This is a genomic window from Lichenicoccus sp., from assembly GCF_965277665.1.
GTDB lineage: Bacteria > Pseudomonadota > Alphaproteobacteria > Acetobacterales > Acetobacteraceae > Lichenicoccus.
The window spans coordinates 4064394-4089832 of record NZ_OZ255835.1; the positions used below are offsets into that span (position 1 = coordinate 4064394).

General features: G+C 69.9%; 13 protein-coding genes. 5 read left to right on the forward strand and 8 right to left on the reverse strand.

Going from position 1 to position 25439, the window contains the following annotated elements:
• Positions 1-36 precede the first annotated feature (36 nt).
• Entirely contained in the window at positions 37-1494 is a 1458-nt protein-coding gene (locus tag ACQY4O_RS18985; protein ID WP_428378009.1) for an oligosaccharide flippase family protein, read from the forward strand.
• Here the strand turns inward: ACQY4O_RS18985 and ACQY4O_RS18990 are convergent.
• On the reverse strand, positions 1491-1709 hold the full coding sequence (locus ACQY4O_RS18990) for a hypothetical protein (protein ID WP_428378256.1): 219 nt from the start codon (positions 1707-1709) through the stop codon (positions 1491-1493). The two genes, ACQY4O_RS18985 and ACQY4O_RS18990, sit on opposite strands and share 4 nt — an antisense overlap.
• On the opposite strand from ACQY4O_RS18990, the gene ACQY4O_RS18995 reads away from it, so the two are divergent.
• From ACQY4O_RS18995 to ACQY4O_RS19010, 4 genes are read left to right on the forward strand one after another with little or no spacing between them, the layout of a single operon-like run.
• Positions 1664-3685, forward strand: coding sequence for a non-ribosomal peptide synthetase (locus ACQY4O_RS18995; RefSeq protein WP_428378010.1), 2022 nt, complete (start codon positions 1664-1666; stop codon positions 3683-3685). The genes ACQY4O_RS18990 and ACQY4O_RS18995 overlap by 46 nt on opposite strands.
• Positions 3627-11741: an amino acid adenylation domain-containing protein gene (locus tag ACQY4O_RS19000; protein ID WP_428378011.1), complete on the forward strand. Its 8115-nt coding sequence runs from the start codon at positions 3627-3629 to the stop codon at positions 11739-11741. Before ACQY4O_RS18995 ends, ACQY4O_RS19000 begins: the two co-directional genes overlap by 59 nt.
• A gap of 15 nt (positions 11742-11756) precedes the next feature.
• The gene (locus ACQY4O_RS19005) at positions 11757-15746 is read left to right on the forward strand and encodes a condensation domain-containing protein (protein ID WP_428378012.1); all 3990 of its coding nucleotides are present in this window, start codon (positions 11757-11759) and stop codon (positions 15744-15746) included.
• 5 nt (positions 15747-15751) lie between these two features.
• Positions 15752-16897 carry a dienelactone hydrolase family protein gene (locus ACQY4O_RS19010; RefSeq protein WP_428378013.1) on the forward strand — a complete coding sequence of 382 codons (1146 nt, stop codon included), beginning with the start codon at positions 15752-15754 and terminating at the stop codon, positions 16895-16897.
• Positions 16898-16957: 60 nt separating this feature from the next.
• On the opposite strand, the gene ACQY4O_RS19015 is transcribed toward ACQY4O_RS19010, so the two are convergent.
• From ACQY4O_RS19015 to ACQY4O_RS19045, 7 genes are read right to left on the reverse strand one after another with little or no spacing between them, the layout of a single operon-like run.
• Positions 16958-17242, reverse strand: a complete 285-nt coding sequence (locus ACQY4O_RS19015) for a hypothetical protein (RefSeq protein WP_428378014.1) — start codon at positions 17240-17242, stop codon at positions 16958-16960.
• 58 nt (positions 17243-17300) lie between these two features.
• Complete coding sequence (locus ACQY4O_RS19020) at positions 17301-18284, reverse strand: lysophospholipid acyltransferase family protein (RefSeq protein ID WP_428378015.1); 984 nt, start codon at positions 18282-18284, stop codon at positions 17301-17303.
• The gene (locus ACQY4O_RS19025; protein WP_428378016.1) at positions 18281-20245 is read right to left on the reverse strand and encodes a beta-galactosidase; all 1965 of its coding nucleotides are present in this window, start codon (positions 20243-20245) and stop codon (positions 18281-18283) included. The genes ACQY4O_RS19020 and ACQY4O_RS19025 overlap by 4 nt, the downstream gene beginning before the upstream one ends.
• Positions 20238-22364 (reverse strand): alpha-galactosidase, encoded by a 2127-nt coding sequence (locus tag ACQY4O_RS19030; RefSeq protein WP_428378017.1) that lies wholly within the window; start codon positions 22362-22364, stop codon positions 20238-20240. The genes ACQY4O_RS19025 and ACQY4O_RS19030 overlap by 8 nt, the downstream gene beginning before the upstream one ends.
• On the reverse strand, positions 22361-23215 hold the full coding sequence (locus ACQY4O_RS19035; RefSeq protein WP_428378018.1) for a carbohydrate ABC transporter permease: 855 nt from the start codon (positions 23213-23215) through the stop codon (positions 22361-22363). The genes ACQY4O_RS19030 and ACQY4O_RS19035 overlap by 4 nt, the downstream gene beginning before the upstream one ends.
• A complete protein-coding gene (locus tag ACQY4O_RS19040) occupies positions 23215-24117 on the reverse strand; it encodes a carbohydrate ABC transporter permease (protein ID WP_428378019.1) in 903 nt (300 codons plus the stop codon). Before ACQY4O_RS19040 ends, ACQY4O_RS19035 begins: the two co-directional genes overlap by 1 nt.
• A gap of 6 nt (positions 24118-24123) precedes the next feature.
• Positions 24124-25383 carry an ABC transporter substrate-binding protein gene (locus ACQY4O_RS19045; protein WP_428378020.1) on the reverse strand — a complete coding sequence of 420 codons (1260 nt, stop codon included), beginning with the start codon at positions 25381-25383 and terminating at the stop codon, positions 24124-24126.
• Positions 25384-25439: the final 56 nt, after the last annotated feature.

A 25439-nucleotide genomic window follows, 5' to 3' on the forward strand; every position in this document is an offset into this window, starting at 1 on the left:
GTCTGCGACAGGAGTGATAGCGCTGGAACCTGACCAATGAGCCTCGAGCGCCGTGCGGCAACTGGCGCGTTCTGGTCGTTCGGCGCAACCAGCGCAGAGCGGGCCGTCGGCTTCGTCATCTTTGCCGTGATCCTGCACTTCGTCCCCGTCGGCGATGTCGGCCTGGTGGCGCTCGGCTCGATGCTGGTCGAACTCGCCAATACGGTCGCGGTCGGCGGTGCAGCTGAACGTGTGGTTACTTCCGAGCGTGGCGACGTGCGCGGCGAGGCCGGCTCGTTCTGGGCGCACCTGCTGATCGCGGGCGCGCTGTCCGTCCTGCTCTGGATCGGAGCGCCGCTGGCGGCCAGCCTCTACGGCGAGCAGCGCCTGGTCTGGGTGGTGCGCTCGCTCTCCGCCATGATGCTGTTGAACGTCCTGGTGGTAGTACCGCTCGCCACGCTGACGCGCGACTTCCGCTATCGTGCCGTCGGCCTCATGTCGCTCGGGGCCACGCTCACCGGGGCGATCAGCGCGTTGCCCTTCGCGCTCTATGGTCACGGCGCCCTCGCCTTGGTGGTGCAGCGCCTGTCCGGCGTCCTGTTCTTCGTCGTTGCCGTCAGCGCCGTTGCCCGGTGGCGTCCCCGTGGTCGTATCGACGTGGCCGAAATTCGTGCCGCGCTGCGCTTCGCGCTGCCGCTGATCGGATCCAACCTTGTCGAGTATCTGGCCCGGACCGGCTTCGCCCTGATCGCCGGACTCAGGCTCGACGTCGTATCGATCGGCTATCTGCGCGTGGCCCAGCGGCTGCTCGAGGTGCTGCAGGAGGTCGTTGTCACGTCGATCAGTCGCATCTTCCTGCCGCTCTTTGTCTCGATCCGCTCCGACCCGACGCGCCGCTACGAGGTGGCTGCGCGGATCATGGGTATGATGGCGCTGACGGTCATCGGCTGTTTTGCGATCGCCGGCGCCGCTGCGGCGCCGCTGATCGACAGCATGTTCGGTACTCGGCTGCAGCCCGCGGCACCCGTCTTCACCGTGCTGTCGGCGCTGGGGCCGTATATCGTGGTCAATGCCTTCATCCGGCCGCTCCTGGTGTCGAGCGGCAGGCGCGGACAGATGCTGGGCATCTCGGCCGTCAATGCCGTCACCACGGGGGTGGTCGCATACGTTGCGGTCCCGTATGGCTTGACGACACTGGCTGCGGCGCTGGTGGCGCGTGGCTTCCTGGCCATCCTGTTCATAGCGCCGTTCATCCGGTCCGTGTTGTCGCATCCGGTGGCGCCCCTGCTGAGCAGCCTCATCGTGCCGATGGGGGGTGGCGTGATGGCGCGCCTCGCTGTGCTCGGGGTCGAGCAGGTCGTGCCCGCGCACTGGCCGGCATTGCTGCTGCTGGTCGTCGAGGGCAGTGTGGCGGCACTCTGCTACGTCGCGGTTCTGCTGCTCTGCGCCCGGTCCCGCTCCGTCGAGGTCGTTCGTCTGTTGCAACGGATGGTGTCGCGGGCGGTTCCCGGCTAATGCTGTTCACCGGCTTGCAGCGGTGCCCGGCCCGGCTGGCGCTGCTGCACAAGGCGGCGATGCAACGGCTGACTGGAAATCGCGCTCCGCATGCTGCAGTTGCCGGGAAAAGCTGCAGTGCAGAAGATTTTTGTTAGCGAATATCTGCGAAATTCATCAAGATAACTGCGTGGGAACGGGGGATGGGCGATCCAAAGCTCCGGTTCGCCCGCCATGCGTTCGATCAGAAGCGGAGCCGACCATTTCCACGGTAGCCAAGCACTTCGAGAGACAGGTTCAACTCCGTTCTGAAGCGGTGGCGCTGCAGCTCGGCCAGCGTTGCGTGACCTATGCCGCGCTGGACCAAATGTCGTTCGCCGTCGCCCGGCACCTGCGCCGGCACGGCGTGCGCCCCGGTTCCGCGGTCGGGTTCGTGCTGACCGACCGCATCGCGCAGATCGCCGCGATGCTGGGCATCCTGCGGGCCGGTGCGGCCTATGTTCCATTCGATCTCGCAAATCCGCGAGCGGTGCTCTCGGCGATGGCCGTCGATAGCGGGATCGTTGCGATGCTGGCGGATGCGGACGCCGCGCACCCAGGCACCGCACATCCAGGCACCGCGCATCTGGCCCCGGCCCGGTTCTGGAGCGTGCAGACGCTCGCCGTTCCCGGCAGCGATGATGCGCCGGGCTGGCACGACAGCCAAACCGCCACGGGTGATGCGGGCTTCGTGGCGATGCAGCCGGACGACGTTGCCACCATCATGTTCACCTCGGGTTCGACCGGTCGTCCGAAGCCGGTCGCGGTTCCGCATCGCGGCATCGTGCGGCTGGTGATCGGCGCGAACTACGTCACCCTTGGTCCCGACGAGGTCCTGCTGCAGCTCGCGCCGCTGGCGTTCGACGCCTCGACCTTCGAAGTCTGGGGCGCGCTGCTGAACGGCGGGCGCCTCGTGCTGACCTCAGTCGCGCACCCGTCGGTCGACGACATCGCCGAACTCGTATCAGGTTACGGTATCACAACACTCTGGCTCACCGCCGGCCTGTTCCACCTGATGATCGACACCAGGCTGCAGGCGCTGCGTCCGTTGCGCCAGCTGCTGGCCGGCGGCGATGTGCTGTCGCCGTCGCATGTCGGCCGTGCGCTGCACGCATTGCCGGACTGCCGTCTGATCAACGGCTACGGTCCGACCGAGAACACGACCTTCACCTGCTGCTACACGATCCGGCCCGGCGACGAGACCGGCCCGATCCCGATCGGCACGCCGATCGCCGGGACCACGATCCATGTCCTCGATGCGAACCTGCAGGCGGTGGCGCCGGGAGAGCGCGGCGAGCTGTATGCCGGCGGCGCGGGCGTTGCCCTGGGCTATCTCGGCCTGCCCGGGCTGACGGGGGAAAAGTTCCTGGCCGATCCGTTCGCGGTGGCGCCCGGTGCGCGCCTGTACCGCACCGGCGACATCGTGCGGCAGCGCCCGGACGGCAACCTGGAGTTCCATGGCCGCCGGGACGGGCAGGTCAAGCTCGACGGCAAGCGCGTGGAGCTGGCCGCGATCGAGGCGGCGCTGCGTGACGTGTCGCAACTGGGCGTGCGCGACGTGGCCGTGAGCGTGGTGGCGGAGCCGGGTGGCAAGCGGATCGTGGCGCATCTCCTGCAGCCGGAGACCGGCGCGCCTGGCGTCGATGCGGCGGCGCACGGCAACGATGATGCCCTGCGCGCGGCCGTGCGCGACGACGCCCTGCGCGCGGCCTTGCGCGACCTGCTGCCGCCCTACATGGTCCCGGCGGCGTTCATGGTGCATGCGGCATTCCCGCTGACGCCGAACGGCAAGATCGACCGTGCGGCGCTCAATGCGGCATTCACCTCTGGCGGCCGGGAGACCGAGCCCGCGGCAGACGCCGTGCCGGAAGGCCTCGCGGGGGTGATTTCCGAGATCTGGGGCCGGGTCCTCGATCTACCCGATCCGCCCCTGGACAGGAATTTCTTCGACCTTGGCGGCACGTCCCTGCAGCTCATGGCGATCCACGCCGAGATGAAGACACGCCTGCGGAACGACCTCGCCATGACCGACCTGTTCGCCCATCCGACGATTGCGTCCCTGGCCGCGCATCTGTCGCACAGTGCCGGACCCGCCGTCGCCACGCTGGCGGCGCGTGATCGTGGGGCGCGGCAGCGCGACGCGTTCGCCCGGCTTCGCCGCACGCGCGCCTGAGAGCATCACGATGCGCGACGACAACACCGAGCGTCCCGACGAAGACGCCGACGCCATCGCGATCGTCGGCATGTCCGGCCGCTTCCCGGGTGCGTCCTCGGTGCGGCAGTTCTGGGACAATCTCTGCAACGGCGTCGATGCCATCGCGCATTTCGACGAGGCCGAACTCGAAGACGCCTTCACGCCCGAGGAGCGCGCGGCGCCCAACTTCGTGCGGGCGCGTGCCGTCATCGAAGGCGTCGACCAGTTCGATGCGGCGTTCTTCGGCATGCACGCGGCGGAGGCCAGGCTGGTCGACCCGCAGCAGCGCGTGCTGCTCGAATGCGCCTGGGAGGCGATCGAGGATGCGGGGTACGACGCGGCCGCCTATGACGGCACCATCGGCGTGTTCGCCGGCAGCAGCCCGAACAGCTATTTCCTCAACAACGTCGCCGGTGACCGCGACGGCCTGCGCCGCTACACCAGCACCTACCAGGTCAGCGACTACCCGGTCCTGCTGGCGTCGGGGCTGGATTTCGTCGCCACCCGCATCGCCTACAAGCTGGATCTGCGCGGTCCCTGCCTGAGCCTGCAGACCGCCTGCTCGACCTCGCTGGTTGCCATCGTCCAGGCATGCCAGAGCCTGCTCTGCTATGCCTGCGACATGGCGCTGGCCGGCGGCGTCTCGATCACGCTGCCGCAGCGCCGCGGCTACCACTACCAGGAAGGCGGGATGGTCTCGCCGGACGGGACCTGCCGCACCTTCGACGCCGAGGCAAGCGGCACCGTGTTCGGCAGCGGCGCCGGCATCGTGCTGCTCAAGCGCCTCGCCGATGCCCTGGCCGATGGCGACCATATCTACGCGCTGATCAAGGGCTCGGCGGTCAATAATGACGGCGCGTCGAAGGTCGGTTTCACCGCGCCGAGCGTGGCTGGGCAGGCCGCCGTCATCAGCGCGGCGCAGGAGGCGGCCGGCGTCGATGCGCGGTCGATCTCGTATGTCGAGTGCCACGGCACCGCGACCCCGCTCGGCGACCCGATCGAGATCGCGGCCCTGAGCCAGGCCTTCCGTCTGCATACCGCGGACCGGCAGTTCTGCGCGGTCGGCTCGGCCAAGCCCAATGTCGGTCATCTCGATGCCGCGGCCGGCGTCACCGGCCTCATCAAGGCGGCGCTGTCGCTGCATCACCGGGTGCTGCCGGGTATGCTGCACTACCGATCGCCGAATCCCGCCATCGATTTCGCCAGCAGCCCGTTCTTCGTCGAAGCCGAGACGCGGCCCTGGCGGCAGGAAGCCGGGCCAAGACGGGCCGCCGTCAGCGCCTTCGGGGTCGGCGGCACCAATGCGCATGTCGTGCTGCAGGAGGCGCCGGTCCTGTCGTTTGCGACCGCCGGCCGGTCGCACGCGCTGCTGGTGCTGTCGGGCCGCAACGAAGCCGCCCTGCTGCAGGCGTGCCAACGGTTGGCGGCCGATCTTAGGACCCATCCGGATCGCCCGCTCGAGGCGGTGGCCGACACGCTGCAGGTCGGACGCAGCATCTTCGCGCAGCGTGCCGCCTTCGTCTGCGGCGCGACCGGTGACGCCATCACCCGCCTGGAGGCCCACCTGAACGGGGGAACCGGACGTCCCGCGACACACGCTGCCGCGTCGAAGCCGCCGGTCGCCTTCATGTTCCCGGGCCAGGGCGCGCAGTATCCGCAGATGGCGATGGACCTCTATCGCGAGCAGGCGGAATTCCGGCGCCACATCGACCAGTGCGCCGAGGTGCTGCAGGGTGGCTTCGGCATCGACCTGCGCGCGCTGCTCTATCCGCAGCAGCGCGACGCCGACAGCGACCGCCGGCTGATGGAGACCACGGCGGCGCAGCCGGCGATCTTCTCGGTGCAGTATGCGCTGGCCCGGCTGTGGATGGCCTGGGGCATCGTGCCAGACATGATGATCGGCCACAGCGTCGGCGAGCTGGTCGCGGCCTGCATCGCGGGCGTCTTCACGCTCGAGGAAGGGCTCGGCCTGGTTGCCGAACGCGGCCGGTTGATGCAGGCGCTGCCGGGAGGCGCCATGCTGGCGGTGCGCCTGGCCGAGGCCGAAATTCTGCCGCTGCTCGGCGCCGGGCTGGATATTGCGGCAGTAAACAGTCCTCGCCTGTGCGTGGTGTCCGGGCCGTACGAGGCCGTTGCCGCGCTGGAGGCGGTGCTGCAGCAGCGCGGCGATGGCTGCCGCCGGCTGCACACCTCGCACGCCTTCCATTCGGCCATGGTCGAGCCGGTCGTGGCGCCGCTGGCGGAGCGTGTGGCGCGGGTGGCGCTCGCTGCGCCGGCGATCCCGTATGTCTCCTGCGTCACCGGGACGTGGATCACCGACGCGCAGGCGATGTCGCCCGAGTACTGGGCGCGGCACTGCCGGGAGCCGGTGCGCTTTGCCGCGGCACTCGCGACGCTGATGGCCGGCCCGGCGTCAGGCGACGGCCATCCGCTGCCGATCCTCATCGAGGTCGGGCCCGGCAACACATTGCAGACCCTGGCTCTGCAGGGCGCGGCCAAAGGGCGACGCGAGCAGGTGCTGGCGTCGCTGCCGGACACGGCGCGCGAGCGTCCGGACCCGGAGGTCATGCTGACCTCGCTGGGCGCGCTCTGGGTCGCCGGCTGCAGGCCGGACTGGTCCGCCGTGCGGGACAACGCGCCGGCGAGCCGGGTCGCGCTGCCGACCTATCCCTTCCAGCGCAGCCGCTACTGGATCGACGAGCCGGTCGCCGGCGCCGCTCCCGCGAGCGCCGCGGACGCCTCGGACGCGCTTCATTCTATGCCTCCTCGTATTGCCGAGATCGCCATGCAGCAGACAGCCTCGACCTCATCTTCAGCGCCGGCGAGCCAGGGCGGCGGCCACCTTGCCGGGATCACCGGCGCGGTCACCGGGATCATCGAGGATCTGTCGGGCGAGGCGGTCGCGCCGGCCGAGGCGGACAAGAGCTTCCTGGAGCTCGGTTTCGACTCGCTGTTCCTGAGCCAGGTGACGCAGCGGCTGGACAACCGCTTCGGCCTGAAGATCAAGTTCCGGCAGCTGCTCGGCGATCTCTCGACGATCCCGGCGCTGTCTCGGTTCATCGCCGGGCACGTGCCGCCCGAGCCGCAAGCCGCGGCACCGTCGGCAGTCCAGCCTGTCCTCCCCGAGGCAGCGCTGGCGGAGGCCCCGAGCCGCGTCTCGGCGCCGTCCGCACTTCCGGCGACCGCTGCCCTGGCCTTGCCGGCGACGGCCGGCCTGGAGGCGATCCTGCGCGACCAGCTTGCCGCCATGTCGCAGCTGATGGGCCGGCAGATCGACCTGCTGCGCGGCGGGGCAGCCATCGCCGCACCGGCGCCTGCTCCGTCGCAGCCCGTGCAGGCACCGGTCAAGGCGACCGTGGCGCCGGGGGCCGCGGCGACGACGCGCTTCGAGAATTTCGGACCCACGCGCACGGTGTCCGGAACCCATCTCGACGCGACGCAGCAGCAGTATCTCGCATCGTTGACCGAGCGATACGTGCGCCGGACGCGCGGCTCGAAGGACTATACCGCGGCACATCGCGCGACCCTGGCCGATCCGCGCGTGGCCGCCGGGTTTCGCGATATCTGGAAGGAGATGGTCTACCCGATCGTCAGCGACCGGGCGAAGGGCTCGCGCATCTGGGACATCGACGGCAACGACTATGTCGATCTGGTCAACGGTTTCGGCCAGACCGCGTTCGGGCACAGCCCGGATTTCGTGGTCGACGCGGTGTCGGCGCAGCTGCAGGCCGGTTTTGCGATCGGACCGCAGGCCGACCTCGCCGGCAAGGTCGCCGAGCTGTTCTGCGAACTCACCGGCAACGAGCGCGCGACGTTCTGCAATACCGGGTCGGAAGCGGTGATGGCGGCGATGCGCATTGCGCGTACCGTCACCGGCCGCAGCCGGGTCGTGATGTTCGCGGGCTCCTACCACGGCCAGTTCGACGAGGTGCTGATCAAGGGCGGCCGGTCCAAGACGACGCCGATCGCAACCCCCGTTGCGGCCGGCATCCCGACCGGTTCGGTCGGCAACATGGTTGTACTGGACTATGCCACGCCGGAATCCCTGCAGTGGGTGCGCGATAATGCGCACGAGCTGGCGGCGGTGATCGTCGAGCCGGTGCAGAGCCGGCATCCGGCGCTGCGTCCGGTCGAGTTCCTGCGCGAGCTGCGCGAAATCACCGCCGCGTCCGGCACCGCCTTCGTGTTCGACGAGGTGGTGACCGGCTTCAGGGTGCATCCGGGCGGCATGCAGGCGGTGTTCGGCATTCGCGCGGACCTCGCTACCTACGGCAAGGTTGTCGGCGGCGGCCTGCCGATCGGCGTGCTGGCCGGCAAGGCCGCCTACATGGATGCGCTCGACGGCGGTGCGTGGGAGTACGGCGACGAGAGCGTACCGGAAGTGGCGGTGACGTTCTTCGCCGGCACCTTCGTGCGCCACCCGCTGGTGCTGGCCTCCGCCTATGCGGTGCTGAGGCACATCAAGGCGGCGGGTCCGGGACTGCAGCAGGCGCTGGAACAGCGCACCCGGCGCATGGTCGACGATATCAACGGCTTCCTGCAGGGGCGGGGTCTGGTCACGCGGGTCGAGACGTTCGCGAGCTGGTTCTATTTCAGCTTCGCAGCCGAAAGCGGGCTGGCGAGCCTGCTGTACTACGACATGCGCGAGGCCGGCATCCACATCCAGGAAGGCTTCCCGTGCTTCCTGACGACGGCGCATTCCGACGCCGACCTGTCGCGCATCGCCGACGCGTTCAAGGGTGCGGTGCTGCGGGCCCAGCAGGCCGGCGTGCTGCCCTCGCCCGATCCAGCTGCCGGCGTGCCCGCGACGCCGGAGGCGCCGTTCGAGGTGCCGCTGACCGAGCCGCAGACCGAGATCTGGCTGTCGGCACAGATGAGCGACGAGGCGTCCTGCGCGTTCAACGAGTCGGTGAGCCTCACCCTGGGCGGCGAACTCGACCTGCAGGCGCTCGAGGGCGCGCTGGCCGATGTCACGAGCCGGCACGATGCGCTGCGGGCGCGCTTCGATGCGGCCGGCACCGGCATGTGGATCGAGCCTCGCATGGCGGTTCCGCTGACGCTGGCCGAGGCAGCGGGTGGGCTCGAGGACCTGATCGGGCGTGATGCCCGCAGGCCGTTCGACCTGGTGCGCGGACCGCTGCTGCGCGCGACGCTGGCCCGGCTCGCGCCCGGCCGCGCGGTGCTTGTCCTGACCGCCCACCACATCGTCTGCGACGGCTGGTCGATCAACGTGATCGTCGGCGAGCTGGCGGAGTGCTACGCGGCGCGGCGAGAAGGCCGCGCGCACGGCCTGCCGGCGCCGCTGGCGTTCAGCCGCTATGCCCGCGACCAGTCGCGCCGCGCCGCCGCCGCCATCGCCGAGACCGACGCATTCTGGCAGCAGAGCTTCGCCACCCCGGTGCAGCCGCTCGAACTGCCGTCCGACCGCCCGCGTCCGGCGATCAAGAGCTTTTGCGGCGCCACCGAGCGCCGCCGGATCGGCCCCGACCTGTACCGGGCGGCGAAGCGGCTGGGTGCGGAAAACGGCTGCACCCTGTTCGTCACCCTGCTGGCGACGTTCCAGGCCCTGATCGGCCGTCTCGCCGACACCCAGGAGGTCGTGGTCGGCGTGCCGACGGCCGGCCAATCGGCGCTCGAGGACGAGATCCTCGTCGGGCATTGCGTGAACTTCCTGCCGCTGCGTGGCAGCTGGACCGACACCACCACCGTCGCCGAGCATCTGGCGGCGACCCGACGCGTCGTGCTCGACGCGTACGACCATCAGGACACCACCCTGGGCCGGATCGTGCGCCGGCTGGCGCTGCCGCGCGATCCGAACCGGCTGCCGCTGGCCGAGGTGCAGTTCAATTTGGAGCGCCTTGCGGACGGCCTGACATTCTCCGGGCTGGAGGTGGCGGTCGAGGCGAACACCAAGCAGTTCGTGAACTTCGACCTGTTCTGCAACATCGTCGAATCGCCGAACGGGCTGGCGATCGAGTGCGACTACAACAGCGACCTGTTCGATGGCCAGACTGTCGCGCGCTGGCTCGCGCTGTTCGAGACGCTGCTAGAGCAGATGAGCAGTCATGCCGCCGCGTCGTTGTGCACCGTGCCGATGCTGCCGGAGCAGGAGCGCCGCCAGACCATGCTGGCGCTGAACGACACCGCGCGGGCCTATCCGCGCGACGAGGCGGTGCACACGCTGGTGGCGGCGCAGGCCGCGCGCACCCCGGAGGGGATCGCTGCCAGCTTCGGCGACAGGACGATCACCTACGCCGCCCTCGACCGGCGCGCCAACCAGGTCGCGCATTATCTGCGCCGGCATATCCGCCAGGATGGCGCCCGTGTCGTCATCATGCTGGACCGGTCGCTCGAGATGCTGGTCGGCCTGCTCGGCGTCCTGAAGGCGGGCTACACCTATGTGCCGGTCGATCCGCGGCATCCGCGGGCGCGCCTGCAGCATATCCTGCGTGACAGCGAGGCGGCCGGGCTGCTGGTCTCCGGGCCGTTCGCCGTCGACGGGCAGCACGCCTTCTCCCTGGTCTGCAACCCCGCGATCGATGAGGCGGCGATCGCACAGGAGCCACAGACGCCCCCTCCCGACCGGTTCGACCCGGCCCGGCTGGCCTACATCGCCTATACATCCGGCTCGACCGGATTGCCGAAGGGCGTCCGCGTCACGCATCGCTCGGTCGTCAACCTGCTGACCGCGATGGCGCGGCGACCGGGCCTTGCGGCGCACGACGTGGTGCCGGCGATCACCACCGTCTCGTTCGACATTGCGGTGCTTGAGCTGTTCCTGCCGCTGTGCGTCGGCGCCCGCACGGTGATCGTCGAGACCGCCGAGGCGATGGACGGCACCGCGCTGCTGGCGCGCCTGCGCCGTTGCGACGCCACCCTGGTGCAGGCAACGCCGACGACGTGGCGCATGCTGCTGGAAGCCGGCTTCCAGCCGTCACCCGGTATGCGCATGCTGGCAGGCGGCGAGCCGCTGCCGCGCGCGCTGGCCGACCAGCTGCTGGCCGGCGGCGGCGAGCTGTGGAACATGTACGGTCCGACCGAGACCACAATCTGGTCAGCCGCCCATGCCGTGGCGCATGGCGCGGGCCCGGTCACCATCGGCGGCCCGATCGACAATACCAGCTTTTATATCGTCGACCGTCACGGCCAGCCGCAGCCGATCGGTGTGCCCGGCGAACTGCTGATCGGCGGCGATGGTGTCGCCGACGGCTACCACCACCGGCCGGAGCTGACCGAGGAGAAGTTCATCCCCGATCATTTTGCATCCCCGACGCCGACGTCCGCGGCCCCCGCGCGGCTGTATCGCACCGGCGACCTGGCCCGGCACCGCCCGGACGGCGAGGTGGAACTGCTCGGACGCATCGACCTGCAGGTCAAGCTGCGTGGTTTCCGTATCGAGATCGGCGAGATCGAGGCGGTCCTGGCGCGGCATGCGCTGCTGCAGGCATCCGCCGTGGTGCTGCGGGAGGAGCAGCCCGGCATGGCGCAACTGGTTGGCTGCTATGTCGAACGCGAGGGCCACGAGCACTCGCCGGCGCAGTTGCGTGCGCTGCTGACGCCCTACCTGCCTGACTACATGATCCCGACCGGGTGGGTGCGGCTGGCCGGCATGCCGACGACCGCCAATGGCAAGCTCGATCGCAAGGCGCTGGCGCATGCGGCCGGGCAGCCTCCGGTCGCAGCCGTTCGCCCGGGCACGCGTGCCGCCACTCCGCCGCGGACCGCAAGCGAGACGCTCCTGGCCGGGATCTGGGCGACGGTGCTCAATCGCGCCGAGGTCGGCGTGGACGACGACCTGTTCGACCTGGGCGCGGATTCCATCCACATCTTCCAGATCACCGCGCGTGCCAATCGCGAAGGCCTGCCGCTGGCGGCCAAGGACCTGCTCCGGCTCCGCACGGTCGCGCGGGTCTGCTCGGCGTATGCGCGCGAGAGCGAGGCTGACGCCGCTGTCGCACCGGTCTATGTGAAGCCACAGCTCAGCCAGTTCGCGCGAGCCAGGCCGCAGGGCGCTCCGGGCGTCCGTCCCGAGTAGGCCGAGGGAGTGACAGTGTCCGCCGTACAGCTTCCCGAGCATGAGCCTGTCAGGACCGCACCGGCTCCGCTGGCGGACCAGGGTCCGCTGCGGTTCCCTAGCTCGATCGCGCAGGAGCGATTCTGGGCGATCGACCGTCTCGAGCCCGGAAGCTCCGCGCTCAACATCGCGGTGCGCTGGCAGCTCGACGGACGCGTGTCGTCGGATCTGGTCCAGCGGGCGTTCGAGGCCATCATCGCGCGGCACGAGATCCTGCGCACCGCGTTCGAGGAGATCGAGGGCGCGCTGGTGCAGGTGGTGGCGCCGTCGCTGGCGTTCCGCATCGCCGCGGTCGACCTGACCGCCCTGCAGGCCGACCAGGCGCTGCAGGAGGCCGAGCGGATCGGGCGGGCCGAGGCGAGGGCCCGGTTCGATCCCGCACAGGCGCCGCTGCTGCGGGTGACGCTGGTCCGGATCGCCGAGCAGCGCACCCTGCTGCTGCTCACCGTCCACCACATGGTGTGCGACGGCTGGTCGATCGGCGTGATGGCCCGCGAGTTCGGGCTGCAGTACGACGCTGCGCGGATGCGCCGCCCCGCGCCGCTGGCGGACCTCTCGATCCAATACGGCGACTATGCGCGCTGGCATCGCGAGCGCATGCGAGGCGGCGAGTTCGAGGCGGACACCGCCTACTGGCAGCGCCAGCTCCGTGACCTGACCTATCTCGAGATTGCCCCCGACCGGCCGCATCCGCCGACCACGGCGACCGGCGCCGACATCGTCGGACTGCTGCTCGACCGCACGCTGACCGACGGGTTGCAGGAGTTCAGCCGCCGGCACGGCAACACCCTGTTCGTCACCGCGCTCGCGGCGCTGACCATCCTGCTCAACCGCTATACCGGCGAGACCGACATCGCCATCGGTACCCAGGTGATCGGGCGCGACGAGGTCGAGCTCGAGGACATGGTGGGCGTGTTCATCAACACGCTGGTGCTGCGCCAGGACGTCGCCGACCGGCCCGGGCTGGCGCAGCTGCTGCACCGCACGCAGGAGATGGTGCAGGCGGCACTCGACCACCAGAACCTGCCGATGGAGCAGTTGATACAGCTCCTGCAGCCGAAGCGCGACATGACGCGCAACCCGTTCTTTTCGATCAACTTCATCTTCCAGCGCTCGTTCATAAGCAACGAGAGCCGGTCCGAATTCGACCTGGTGGACCTGCCGTCGCATTCACCCGGCGGCCTCTACGACCTGAATTTCTTCATGGTCGAGCGCCCCGAGGGATGGCGCCTGTCCTGCGAGTACAACAGCGACCTGTTCCGGCGCGAAACCGTCGGGCATCAGCTCGCGGCGCTGCGTTGCCTGCTGGCCGAGTTCGTCCGCAACCCCGATTGCGACATTGCCGAGTTGCCGCTGCTCGATGCTGCGGAGCAGGCACGGATCCTGGCGCTGGGGCGAGGAGCCAGCGCGGCGCCGCCGCCGCGTCCGTCGATCCATGGGCTGTTCGAGCGCCAGGTCGCGCGCGATCCCCGGGCTCCGGCCTTGCTGCAGGGCGGCCGCCGCATGACCTATGGCGAGCTCGACCGCACGGCGAACCGGCTGGCACGTCATCTGCGCCGGAACGGGCTGATGCCGGGCATGCGCGTCGGGCTCATCCTGCCGCGCGAGGCCGACCTCCTGGTGAGCCTGCTCGCGGTGCTCAAGGCGGGCGCCGGCTTCGTGCTGTTCGATGCCGACACTGCGGCCGGCCCGCTCGAGCGGATGCTACGCGAGGCACGGTTGCCTTTCATCCTGACGCAGGGGATCCGATCCGAACTGCTCGACAAGGCGGAGCGCGTCATCGCGCTCGATCCGGTGCGCAAGACCTTCGCCCACGAGCCTGCGGTGGCGCTCGACGTGGACGAGTTGGAGGACGCCATCGCGTGCGCCGTCTTCATCCAGGGCAGGAACGAGCGTCAGGGCTCCGTCGAGATCACGCATCGCCAGCTCGCCCACATGCTGAGTACCATGGCCGGGATGTTGCCGTGCGATGCCGGGGACGGGCTGGTCAGCGTGGACGCCGCCGGCGCCGAAGCGGTCCTCGAGCTGCTGTTGCCCCTGACGACGGGGGCAAGGCTGGTGCTGGCCAGCGCCGCCGAGGCGGCTGACGGCGCTGCGCTGCTCGGGCTGCTGCGCGACGCGCGGGCGACGATCCTGCAGGGCCGTCCCGCGATGTGGTTGCGGCTGCTCCAGGCCGGCTGGAGCGGCCAGCCGCGCCTGAAAATGCTGTGCGGCGGCAACGAGAGCATGACGCGCGCGCTCGCCGATCGGCTGCTGGCGGTGGGCGGCCCGCTCTGGAGCCTGTATGGCGAGGCGGGAGCGATCTGGACGGCGGTGGCGCGGGTCGAACCAGGAGAGGAGCGGCCTCCGCTCGGCCAGCCGCTGCCGGGCGCGGTCCTGCAGGTGATCGATCGTCATGGCGGCCTGTTGCCGATCGGGGCCGCGGGCGAGCTTGCGATTGCAGGTGCTGGCGGCCCGCCGCGCCGGACCGGCGAGATGGTGCGGCGGCGCGATGACGGCAGGATCGAGCGCCTCGGCGGCCATCCCGGTCGCCCGGTCCGGGTGCGCGGGTTCCTCGTCGAGCCGACCTGGATCGAGGACGAGATCCTGCGCCATTCCGGGGTCGCCGAGGCCTGCGTCGTGCTGATGCGCGAAGCCGGGCAGGAGGTGCTGGCGGCCTTCGTGGTGCCGAATGTCAGCCCCGGCGCGGTTAATCCGGACCTGCTGACCGAGGCCCTGCGCATCCGGCTCGCGCGCGCGTTCGCACGCTACATGGTGCCCGACGCAATCACGCTGCTGCCCGCCATGCCGCTGACCGCGGACGGGCATATCGACCGCGCGCGGCTGGGCGAGCCGGTCGAAGCCGCAGCCCCTCCGGAGGGCAGGCCGGCGGGGGCTGCGATCGAGGACCGGTTGATCGCGCTCTGGAGCGCGCTGCTCGGCCGCACCGACATCGTTCCCACCGACGACTTCTTCGCCCTGGGCGGCCACTCGCTGCTGGCGGCGCGGCTGCTTGCCGGCATTGCCCGGGAGTTCGGCCGGAAGATCGATTTCGCGAGCCTGTTCCATGCGCCGACCATCCGCGAACTGGCACGGCTGCTGGTCGAGGAGCGTGGCCCGGACGAGGCCGGCCAGATCGTGACGGTGCAACCCGACGGCGCGCTGCCGCCGGTGTTCGCGATCGACCACACCTGGATCTACGACAACCTGGGCCGCCAGCTCGGTCCGGAGCGGCCGTTCTTTGCGTTGCCGGCGACGCTCGGGCGTGCCGGGGACGGCCTCACCCTGCAGCAGATGGCCGCCGACCAGATCAGGACCATCCGGCGCCAGCAGCCGGCCGGCCCCTACATCCTGCTCGGACTCTGCACCGCCGGGGTGCTCGCCTTCGAGATCGCCCAGCAACTGCAGGACCAGGGCGAGGCCGTGCCGCTGCTGGTGATGATCGATACCTGGTCGCCGGGCTATCTGCAGCGGCAGCCGCCGGGCCGGGCCAGGCTGGCGGACTGGTCGTACCGCTGGCAGACGCTGGTCTCCGACTTCCGGCGCAACGATGACGGCGTGCTGCAGACGAGGATGGCCTTCGTCCTGAGCCATCTGCATGATTTCGTTGGCCGACGCCTCGGCCGCGTGGTCGCCCGGGCGCCGGTGATGCTGGAGCACCAGGGCAATATCGATCGGGTGGCCCTGCTCGACGCGGCAGCCCGTACGGCGACGCAGCGGCCGTTCACCGGCCGGATCTGCCTGTTCCACCGCGAGAGCATGCCGTCCGGCCGCTACCTCGATGCGCAACTCGGCTGGGGCGACCTCGCGGCCGGCGGCATCGAGGTGCATCCGCTGCCGGGTGACCATTTCAGCATGTTCCGCGAGCCCGGCGTGACGACGATGGCGACGATCGTCGGTGGCATTCTCGATGCCGAGAGGTTCCAGGGAGTGGGCCGATCCTTCGAGCGGCACCCGGCGAGGAGCACCCAGGCAGACCCGGTCTAGCCGGCATGCGTGCGTGGTTGCTGGCGAAGCTGTCCGCCGTTCTGGCGTTCGGCATCGGGTCCTGGCTGGAGTTGGCCTATCCCGGCCTGTCGAGGCCGAATGGCGACCTGCCGGTCGGCCGCTTCGGCATGGATGCGGCGCAACTCGGCATGCCGGTCGCTCAGCTGCCCCTGCCCGCGGCGGCAGGGCCTGCGGACCGCGCCGGCTTCACGCGCACCATGCAGGCGGACTTCTTCTATCCGGCGCCGGCGGCTGCCCAGCGCGACGGCAGCGTCGCCCGGGCGGCTGCCGCGCCGGTGCTGATCTACTTTCCGGGCTGGCCCGGCACGGAGTCGGACAACCCGCGCCTGCTGACGGACCTGGCAAGCCACGGCTATGTCGTGGTCCAGGCGCGGATCGTGCAGGAAGATCCGCGGCTGGCCGGCGCGATGGATTTCTCGACCGATGCGGCGGCGAAGGCGACCCTGCTCAAGGCGCAGGCCAAGGTCGGCCTGCAGGCGCACGATGCGACCGCGCTGCTGGATGCCCTGCACCGCCTCGCCGCATCCGGCGCGGACCGGCGGTTCGGGCCGCTCGCCCTCGACCGCGTCGGGATCCTGGGCTTCTCGTTCGGTGGCGCCGTCGCGGCGCAGGCGGCGGCGACCGACCGGCGCTTCCTGGCGGTGCTCAACATGGACGGGTGGCTGTTCGGACAGGGCGCCGAGCTTGGCTTTCCGCAACCGTACTTCCTGATGAGCGACGACGAGGCCGACCCGACCGCGGCGGACCTCGCCTCGCCCGACACGGCGACGCGCGAGACGGCGAGACTGACCGAACGCGACCTCCGGCGGATGCGCAGCCGACTGCAGGCAGCTGGAGCGTTCATGCCCGGAGCGTTCATGCCCGGAGCGCTCATGCCCGGAGCGCTCATGCCCGGAGCGCTCATGATGGTCATCAAGGGCACCGGCCACGAGAGCTTCTCGGACAGTCCGTTGCATTACGCGCTCAGGGGCCATGGCATGCCCGGGCCGGTGCAGGCGCTCCGGGTCTCGGTGATGATACGCCGCTACGCGGAGGCGTTCTTCGCGCAGCAGCTCAGGGGCGAGGCGTCCCCACTGCTCGCATCCGCCGCATCGCCCTACAAGGAGATCACGCTGACGCTGCCGCCCTGAGCAAGATCGGCTCCGACAGAGCCGATTAACTTGCCCTATTCTGTTGTCATAGGGGCTGGTTCACAGGCTCTCAGCATGATGGCGACTGCGCTCGCGGGCGAACGCCTCGCTCGCCGCCTTCCAGTCGCCCTCGCACTCGGTCAGCTTGCAGATGAGGTTGAGGTGCAGGTCCTCGTCGCCTTCGGGTGGCCGGTCGGTGGTTGCCAGCCAGCCGGGCACGTTCTGCGCGTCCAGCCGGCGCACGAATTCCCGGAACGAGCCGTCCCCCTCCAGCGAGGCCGGATCGAGGATGAAGTAGCGGCCGTCCTGCGTGACCGCGAGCCAGTGCCAAGCCTCTGAGTCCATGTCCCGCGTCCCAGGTCACCCTACCCTTGGCTACGGCAAGGCAAGGCGCCCGGATGCGTTAACCGTGCGTCAAATCGCACCTCTCCGGCGAACCGGTCGGCCAGCGCCGGTGCAGCCAGAGCCAGGCGCCAGGATCCTGTCGGATCCAGTGTTCCAGCCGCTGGTTGATCGCCAGGCTGAGCGCAAAGATGTCGTCGTGCCGGCGTCCGGTCAGGGCCACCGCGAGTGGCGCCTCCACCACCACGGCGAAGCGCGCCGGACCGCGCCGGATCACCCTGATCGGGATGAGCGGGAGCCTGTAGCGCAAGGCGAGCTGCGCCAGGGCGGGCGCCGTCATCGCCGGCCGCCCGAAGAACGGCACCGGGATCCCGTCATTCATCTTCTGGTCCACCAGCATGCCCAGCGATCCGCCGTGCTGCAGGTGCGAGAGCGCCGCCCGCGCGCCGGCGGCACCTTTCGGGAACATCGACACGCCGCCACTCCCGGGCGTGCTGCGCAGCGACTGGATGATGCCGTCGATGCGCGCATCGGCGGCGGCGCGGTAGAAGCCGGACACCTGCAGGCCCAGGCTGGCGGCGATCGGCAGCACCAGTTCCCAGTTGCCGAAATGCCCGGAAAAGAACAGCGACTGCTCGCCGCCCAGCGTGGCGGCAAGATGCTGCTCGCCCTCGATGGTCCAGCTGGCCGCTCCCAGGCTGCCCGCGAGCCTCGCGAGATGCGGCAGTTCGGTGACGTTGCGGCCGAGATTGTCCCAGACCGCGGCGATGATCCTGGCGCGTGCGCCGGCATCGAGGGCAGGCAGCGCGTGGCGCAGGTTCATGTCGGCCGTACGCGATGCGGGCAGCAACGGGCCCAGCCGCCGGCCGACCCACCCACCCAGGTTCGATGCATTGACCGGGCCGAGCCGTCGCAGCAGGCCGATGCCTGCCCGCAGCAGCAGGGCCTGGCTGCCGGACGCGATCTCGCCCCGGAGCCTGCGCGGTGTTGCCCCCGTACGAGCGGGTTGCTGGCGACCTCGGCGGCCAGCACGGCGCTGCGTCACTCGTCCCAGCAGGCCAGATCCTGCGGCGCGACCGTGGCCGCGCCGAGCACGAACCGGCGGCCGGCGCGCTCGGGCAAGGTCCAGGCGTCGGGGCCGTAGTTGAAGGCAAACCGCCGTCCGCCGCGCCGCCGCAGCCGCACGCCTGGCGGCAACGTGACGATGTCGCCGCCGCCCGCCGCGATCACATGCCGGACCGCGGCGTCGAGCAGTGCCCGGTCCGGCCAGCAGGCGAGATAGACGCAGCGATCGGACGCGATGGCGGCCGGCATGTCATCGTCGAAGCGTGCCAGCATCTCGGCATCGGTGTCGATCCATTCGCGCCAGCGCACCGCGGCACCCGCCAGCCCGCCGGTCACGCCGTGCGCAAGCCCCGGCCGCAGCGAGGCGACCTGGGTGACGCGCATCGGCAGCAGCGCCTGCAGCGGCCCCGGCGGCAGGGTGTCGGGGATGGCGAAATCCGGCGTCCGCGACCCGGTGCGCGGTCCGATCAGCATCGCGCTTTTGGTGTCGCGCAGCGCCGCCAGGGCCGCGTCCGAGACATGCGGCAGCGACGGCACCAGCACCGCCCGGTAGCCGGCGAGCGGGCGGCCGGGGGCCACGATGTCGACATCCTGCCCCAGCCGGCGCGCCGCCTCGTACCAGCGCAGGCAGAGCTCCAAGTAGTTGAAATCCGCGCCCTGCGGCTGGATGCGCAGCATCCAGGCAGCCTCGTAGTCGAACACCAGCGCGATCGGGGCCGGTCCGGGCTTGGCCGCAAGCGCGACCGCGCGCAATTCGCCGGCGACCCGGAGCGCCTCCTCGCCGCCCGCCGAGCGGGAACGATCCGGGCGTTGCAGCCCGGCATGCAGCTGCTCCTGGCCGAACGGACATTGCCGCCAGCGGAAATAGCTGACCACCTCGGCCCCGTGCGCGAACGCCTCCCAGGTCCAGAGCCGGACCATGCCGGGCTTCGGCACCGGGTTCCAGGGCGCCCAGTTCACCGGGCCGGGCTGCTGCTCCATGACCCAGAACCGCCCGCTTCCGACGCCGCGATACAGGTCGTGGTGGAAGGCCGCGATATCGGGATGCGCCGTCTCGGCGAACAGCGCGCGCTCGGCGGCATCGAGCGGAAACTGCTCGGTGAAGCCGAGCGGGTAGGAGTCCCAGCTGGCGAAATCCAGCGTCTCTGCGACCGCATAATGGTCGAACTCGACGAAGCGGCCCATGAAGTTGTGCGTCACGAACCGGCCGGGCGAATGCCGCCGCAGGATCTCCGCCTGCAGGCGGCAGTATTGCGCCACCTGGTCGGAAGCGAAGCGCTGGTAGTCCAGCCGCGCCGCCGGCAGCGTCTCGGTGACGGCACCCGCTGGCAGCGGCACCTCGTCGAAGTCGCGGAACTCGCCGGACCAGAACACGCTGCCCCAGGCCGCATTGAGGCGCCCGATGCTGCCGTGGCGCGCCCGCAGCCAGAGCCGGAAGGCGCGCAGGTCGTGGGCGCCATACGAGCGCACGGTGTCGTGGCAGCCGAACTCGTTGTCGATCTGCCAGCCGGCGACATGCGGCGAGGCGCCGCAATGCCGCGCCACCGCCTCGGTGATGCGCCGGGTCTCGCGCAGCCAGGGCTCGGACGAGAAGCTGCTATGCCGGCGTGAGCCGAAGCCGCGGACCTGGCCGTCGTCGGCCACCGGCAGGATGCCGGGTTCGCGATCGATCAGCCATTTCGGCGGCGTCGCGGTCGGCGTGCACATCACGACGCGCAGGCCGGCCGCCCCCAGCACCTCGATGGCGCGGTCGAGCCAGTCCCAGGCGAAGCGCCCGGGTTCGGGCTCGATCCGGCTCCAGGCGAACTCGGCGATCCGGACATAGGTGATGCCGGCCTCGCGCATCTGGCGGGCATCCTCGACCCACCAGGATTCCGGCCAATGTTCGGGGTAGTAGCAGACGCCGAGTGCGGCACCGGGCGGCTGCGGGGCATCAGTCAAGGTGGCTGGCCTCCAGAATGAGGGCGGTCTCCGGCTGCAGTTCCGGCAGCGCGATGCCGACGCTCGCGAGCAGCGCGCCCGGGACGATCAGGCCGTCCTCGAACAGCCGGCGCTGCGACGCCGAGAGCCGGACGTCGAGATGCTGCGGCGGCGGTGCCTGCAGCCGGTAGGTGAAACGCCGGTCGAGACCCGGGAGTGCCAACGGCGGCGCGCGATGCGGATCGGTGTGCTCCTGCGCCACCAGGAATACCGCGTGCCGGCCATCGGCGGCCACCACCCCGCGCACCGACCGACCCGCCTGTACCGGACGCGCCTGGTGCAGCCCCGCATGCAGCAGCGGGCGCAGGCGCTTGTGCAGCGCAATCCAGGCCGCCAGCTCGTCCTGCTCGTCGGTGGCGAGCGTGGTCGGATCGAGCTCCACGCCCATATGCCCGAACAGGGCGACCGCGGCGCGGAAGCCCAGCGTGTGCCGCCGCCCGGTCTGGTGGTTCGGCGAGGCCGCGACATGCGCGCCCATCAGCTCGGGCGGCAGGAACCGCGAATACCCGCGCTGGATCGCGAGGCGTTCGAGCGCATCGGTGCAGTCCGAGGTCCAGACCCGGTGCGTATGGCGCAGGATGCCGAGGTCCGGCCGGCCGCCGCCGGAGGCGCAGCTCTCGATCTCGACGGCGGGGAACGCCTCACGCAGCCGGGCCAGCAGGGCGTAGGTCGCCAGCAGGTGGCGCCGGGTGGCGGGGCTGCCGTCGCGGTCGCCGGCGGCGACGAAGTCCCGGTTCATGTCCCATTTCAGGGCGGCGATCGGATGCGCGCGCAGCAGGGCGGCGAGCTGGCCGAAGATGATCTGGGCGATCTCCGGACGGGTCAGGTCGAGGATGAGCTGGTGCCGCGAGGTGTGAAGCGGCCGGCCCGCGACATGCAGCACCGCGTCGGGATGCGCGCGATACAGCTCGCTGTCGGGGTTTACCATTTCCGGCTCGACCCAGAGCCCGAACTCCAGTCCGAGACGGGTGACCGCATCGATCAGCGGGCCCAGGCCGCGCGGATACTTGGCGGCATCCGGGCGCCAGTCGCCGAGGCCGGCGCGCTCGTCGTTTCGACCGGCCATCCAGCCGTCATCGAGCACGAAGCGCTCGATCCCGATCCGTGCCGCCGCCGTCGCCTGCGCCACCAGCCGGTCATGGTCATGGCTGAAATAGTTGCCCTCCCAGGTGTTCAGCGTGACCGGGCGCGGGCGCATCGTCCCGCCCGGCCAGTCGAGCACGGTGCGCCGGATGCCCTCGTGGAAGCGCTGCGACAGCCCGGAGAGGCCGTCCGGCGCCACCGCGGCATAAGCGATCGGGGTGTGCGCCGCCTTGCCCGGTTCGAGCACCAGTTCGCCGGGATGCAGCCACTCTCCGGTGGTGACCAGGATGCGGCCATCCTCGAGCCGCTCGGCGCCGGTGCGGTGGTTGCCGCTCCAGCCGAGATGCATGCCGTACACCAGGCCGCGATCCTCGTCGAAGCCGGGATGGCCCAGGATCAGGCCCGGGAAGCGGTCATGCGACCGGCCGCGCCGGTTTTCCGACGCCCAGCTGCCGCTGGCGAGCGAGATCCGTCGCTCGGAGAATTCCCGGCCCCAGCGTCCGTCGAACACCAGCAGCTCGTCCGCCTCCGAGGGCACCAGGAACACGCCGGCGGCGAGCCGCTCCACCTGCAGCGGCGTCGTGCCGGTATTGTGCAGGAGGCTGTGCATGGTGAGCAGGTCGCCGTCCGGCGGCAGCTCGAGGACGATCTCCAGACGCAGGGCGGCGACCGGATCGTCTGCCACCACCCGCAACCGCCCGGGCGCGTCCAGCACCGAAACCTCGGTAAAATCCGCCGTCCAGTCAGTGCCCCCGCGGCTCGCGACCAGGCCCGGCGCGCGCAGCGTTGCGGTGCCCAGCGTCGGCATCAGCACCGCCTCGACATGATCCTCGTCGAGGCCGTTGCGCCGGGTCGCCCGGTCGCGCAGGCCGGCGGCGGCCTCGAGCGACAGGCCGTCCGGCAGCCGGGTGCCCCACCAGGCGATCTCGGGAAGCGCCGATCCGCGCTGCAGCAGCAGCAGCGTCGTGTCGCGGCCATCCAGGCGATGGATGCTCATTCCTTGACCGCTCCCAATGTCAGGCCGGAGATGAAGTGGCGCTGCATCAGGAAGAAGATCGCAACCGAGGGCGTGGCGGCGACGATGGCGCCGGCCGACATCAGTTGCCACGAGGCAAGCCACATGCCTTGCAGCGCCTGCAGCCCGGCGGTGATCGGACGCGCGCTGTCGGACTGCACCAGAACCAGGGCCCAGAAATAGTCGTTCCAGATGAAGGTGAACTCCAGCACCGCGAGGGCGGCGAGTGCCGGGCGGATCAGCGGCAGCACGATCAGCCGGAACACCGAGAACTCGCCGGCGCCATCCATGCGCGAGGCCTCGATCAGGCTGTCGGGCAGTTCGCGTATGAAGTTGCGCATGAACAGGGTGCAGAAGCCGGTCTGGAAGGCGGCATGGAACACCACCAGCGCCCAGATCGTGTCATAGAGCGGGAACACATGGATCATCAGGTCCCGAACCGGGATCATCAGGATCTGGAACGGCACGAAATTGCCGGCGATGAAGATCGCCAGCACCGCGGTGTTGCCCGGGAACCGGTATTTCGCCAGCCCGAAGCCGGCGAGCGTGGACAGGATCAGCGTGGCGGCGACCGCGGGAAGGGTGATTTCCACCGAGTTCAGCAGGTAGCGGCCCATCGGCGAACTGGTGAACACGGCCTCGTAGTTGCCGACCAGGTGGGTGCCGTGCGGCCAGCCCCAGTAGTTGCCGGCGGCAAGATCCTGCGCCGAGCGCGCCGAGGTCAGGAAGATCGCCAGCAGCGGCAGCAGCCAGATCACCAGGCTGACCGGCAGTGCGATCCGGTACAGCGTCTGCGCGCCGGGCGATGCGGTCTGGATCGGACGCGGAAACATCAGCGCCGCTCCCGCCGCAGCATGGCGATCAGGAAGAAGCCGATATACACGTCCATGATCGCGAACAGCACCACCGCGATCGCGGCGCCGTAGCCGTAGCGGAACGACAGGAAGGTCTGCTCGTACATGTAGTAGGCGAGCACCGCCGAGCTGTCGTACGGGCCGCCCCTGGTCATGATCGAGACCAGGTCGAACGAGCGCAGCGCGCCCACCACCGATACCACCACGGCGATGAAGGTGGCCGGGCGCAGCTGCGGGATGATGATGTTCCACAGCATCGCCCAGCCGCGCGCGCCGTCCATCCGGGCGGCTTCCACGACCTCGCCGTTCACGGCGGTGAGCCCGGTCAGATACAGGATCATGCAATAGGCGGTCTGCGGCCAGAGCCCGGCCACGATCGTCGCCGGCGTCGACCAGTTCGCGTCCCCCAGCAGCGAGACGCCGTGCAGCCCCACTGCGCGCAGGCCGAGATTGAGCAGGCCGAAATCGCCGTTGAAGAACCAGGAGAACACCAGTCCGACCACCACCTGGGACAGCACGAACGGGAAGAAGAACAGCGACTTGTAGAGCCGCATGCCGAGCACGTTCTGGTTCAGGAACAGCGCGATCGCGAGGCCGCCGACGGGGGCCAGCATGTAGGCCAGCAGCCACCAGATGTTGTTGACCAGGGCGGTCCAGAACACGTCGTCACCGAACAGCTCGACATAGTTGCCAATGCCGATCCAGCGCATCGGATGCACGCCGTCCCAGTCATGCAGCGAGACCCAGATGCTGTCGGCGATCGGCCAGAGCACGAAGACCGCAAAGAACAAGGCGGCCGGGGCGATGAACGGCAGCGGCGCCAGGCTGCCGGCGCGCCGGGTCCGCGTGCGCGGCAACGCGACCGTTGCCATACGCGACATCGTCGTTCAGTTCGTCGTCGCGTAGATGCGCAGCCGGGCGCGGTCGATACCGGCCAGGATACGATCGAGCCGCGCCGGGCGCACCATGAACTCCTGGAAGCCCTTCATCGCCAGCGTCGCCAGCGCCTCGTTGGTGTCGCGATCGAAGAACTGCGCGTGATCCGGCGTCGCGGCGAGCAGGGCGCGGCCTTCGACCAGATAGGGGTCGTCGATCAGCTTGGCCTGGCCGTTGGCCGGGATCTGCTTTTCGTGGGCGTTGATCATCGCCTGGATATCCGGCTGCATCATGAAGGCGAGGAACTTCATCGCACCCGCCTTGTTCCTGGCACCCTGCGGGATCGAGACGCTGTCCATCGGTGCGTCCTCGGCGCGTGCGACGGAGGTGGTGATCGACGGGAACGGCTCGAACTTCATCACCTTCTGCATGTCGGGCGAGAAGTTCTCGGTGATGAAGTTGCCGATCAGCATCATGCCGGCGCGGCCCTGGTACAGCAGTGGCTGGCTCTCCTGCATGCTGAGCTCGGTATGGTTGGCGTTGAAGCATTTATGGTCGAGCAGCTGCTTCCAGTGCGCGAAGACGTTGCGCACCTTGGGGTCGGTGTAGGACATCTTGCCCGACATCAGCTGCATGTGCGCGGCGTAGCCGTTGATGCGCAGGTCGAGATAGTCGAACCAGGCCGCGGTCGGCCACAGATCCTTCGAGCCGAGGGCGATGGGTGCCACGCCGGCGGCGTTGAGCTTGTCGCAGGCGCCGAGCAGGGCGTCCCAGGTCGTGATCGGCCCGACCCCGGCCTTCTGCAGGATGTCGCTGCGATAATAGAGCCCGTACTGGTATTGCGTGTACGGCACGGCGTATTGGCGGCCGTCGTCGGTGACGAGTGCCACGGCGGTGGTGCCGAAGGCCTGCTTCATCGGCGCCGTCCACACCGCGCTCACGTCCGCGAGCAGGCCGGGCCGCACGAATTGGCGCATGCGGGTGCCGGTGTACCAGAGCACCACGTCCGGAGGGGCCGAGGTCAGCCAGTTGCGGATCGACTGCTTGTAGCTCTCATGGTCATAGACGTTGAGCGTCACCTGGGTGCCGGGATTGGCCGCCTGGAACCGGTGGACCACCTCCTGGAAGGCGGCCTTGGGCTGGGCGTCCGAGGTGTCGGCATTGACCGTCAGGCTGTCGGCTCGTGCCGGCGCGGAGGCGGCGAGGCCGACCCCGAATGCGGCGGCCGCGACGGCTCGCCACAGGCTGACTGGCCTGGATAGGCTGGGCATGCTTACTCTCTCCCGGACGTTCCCTGGGCCTTCATCGAGTCGAGGCCGTTGCCGAC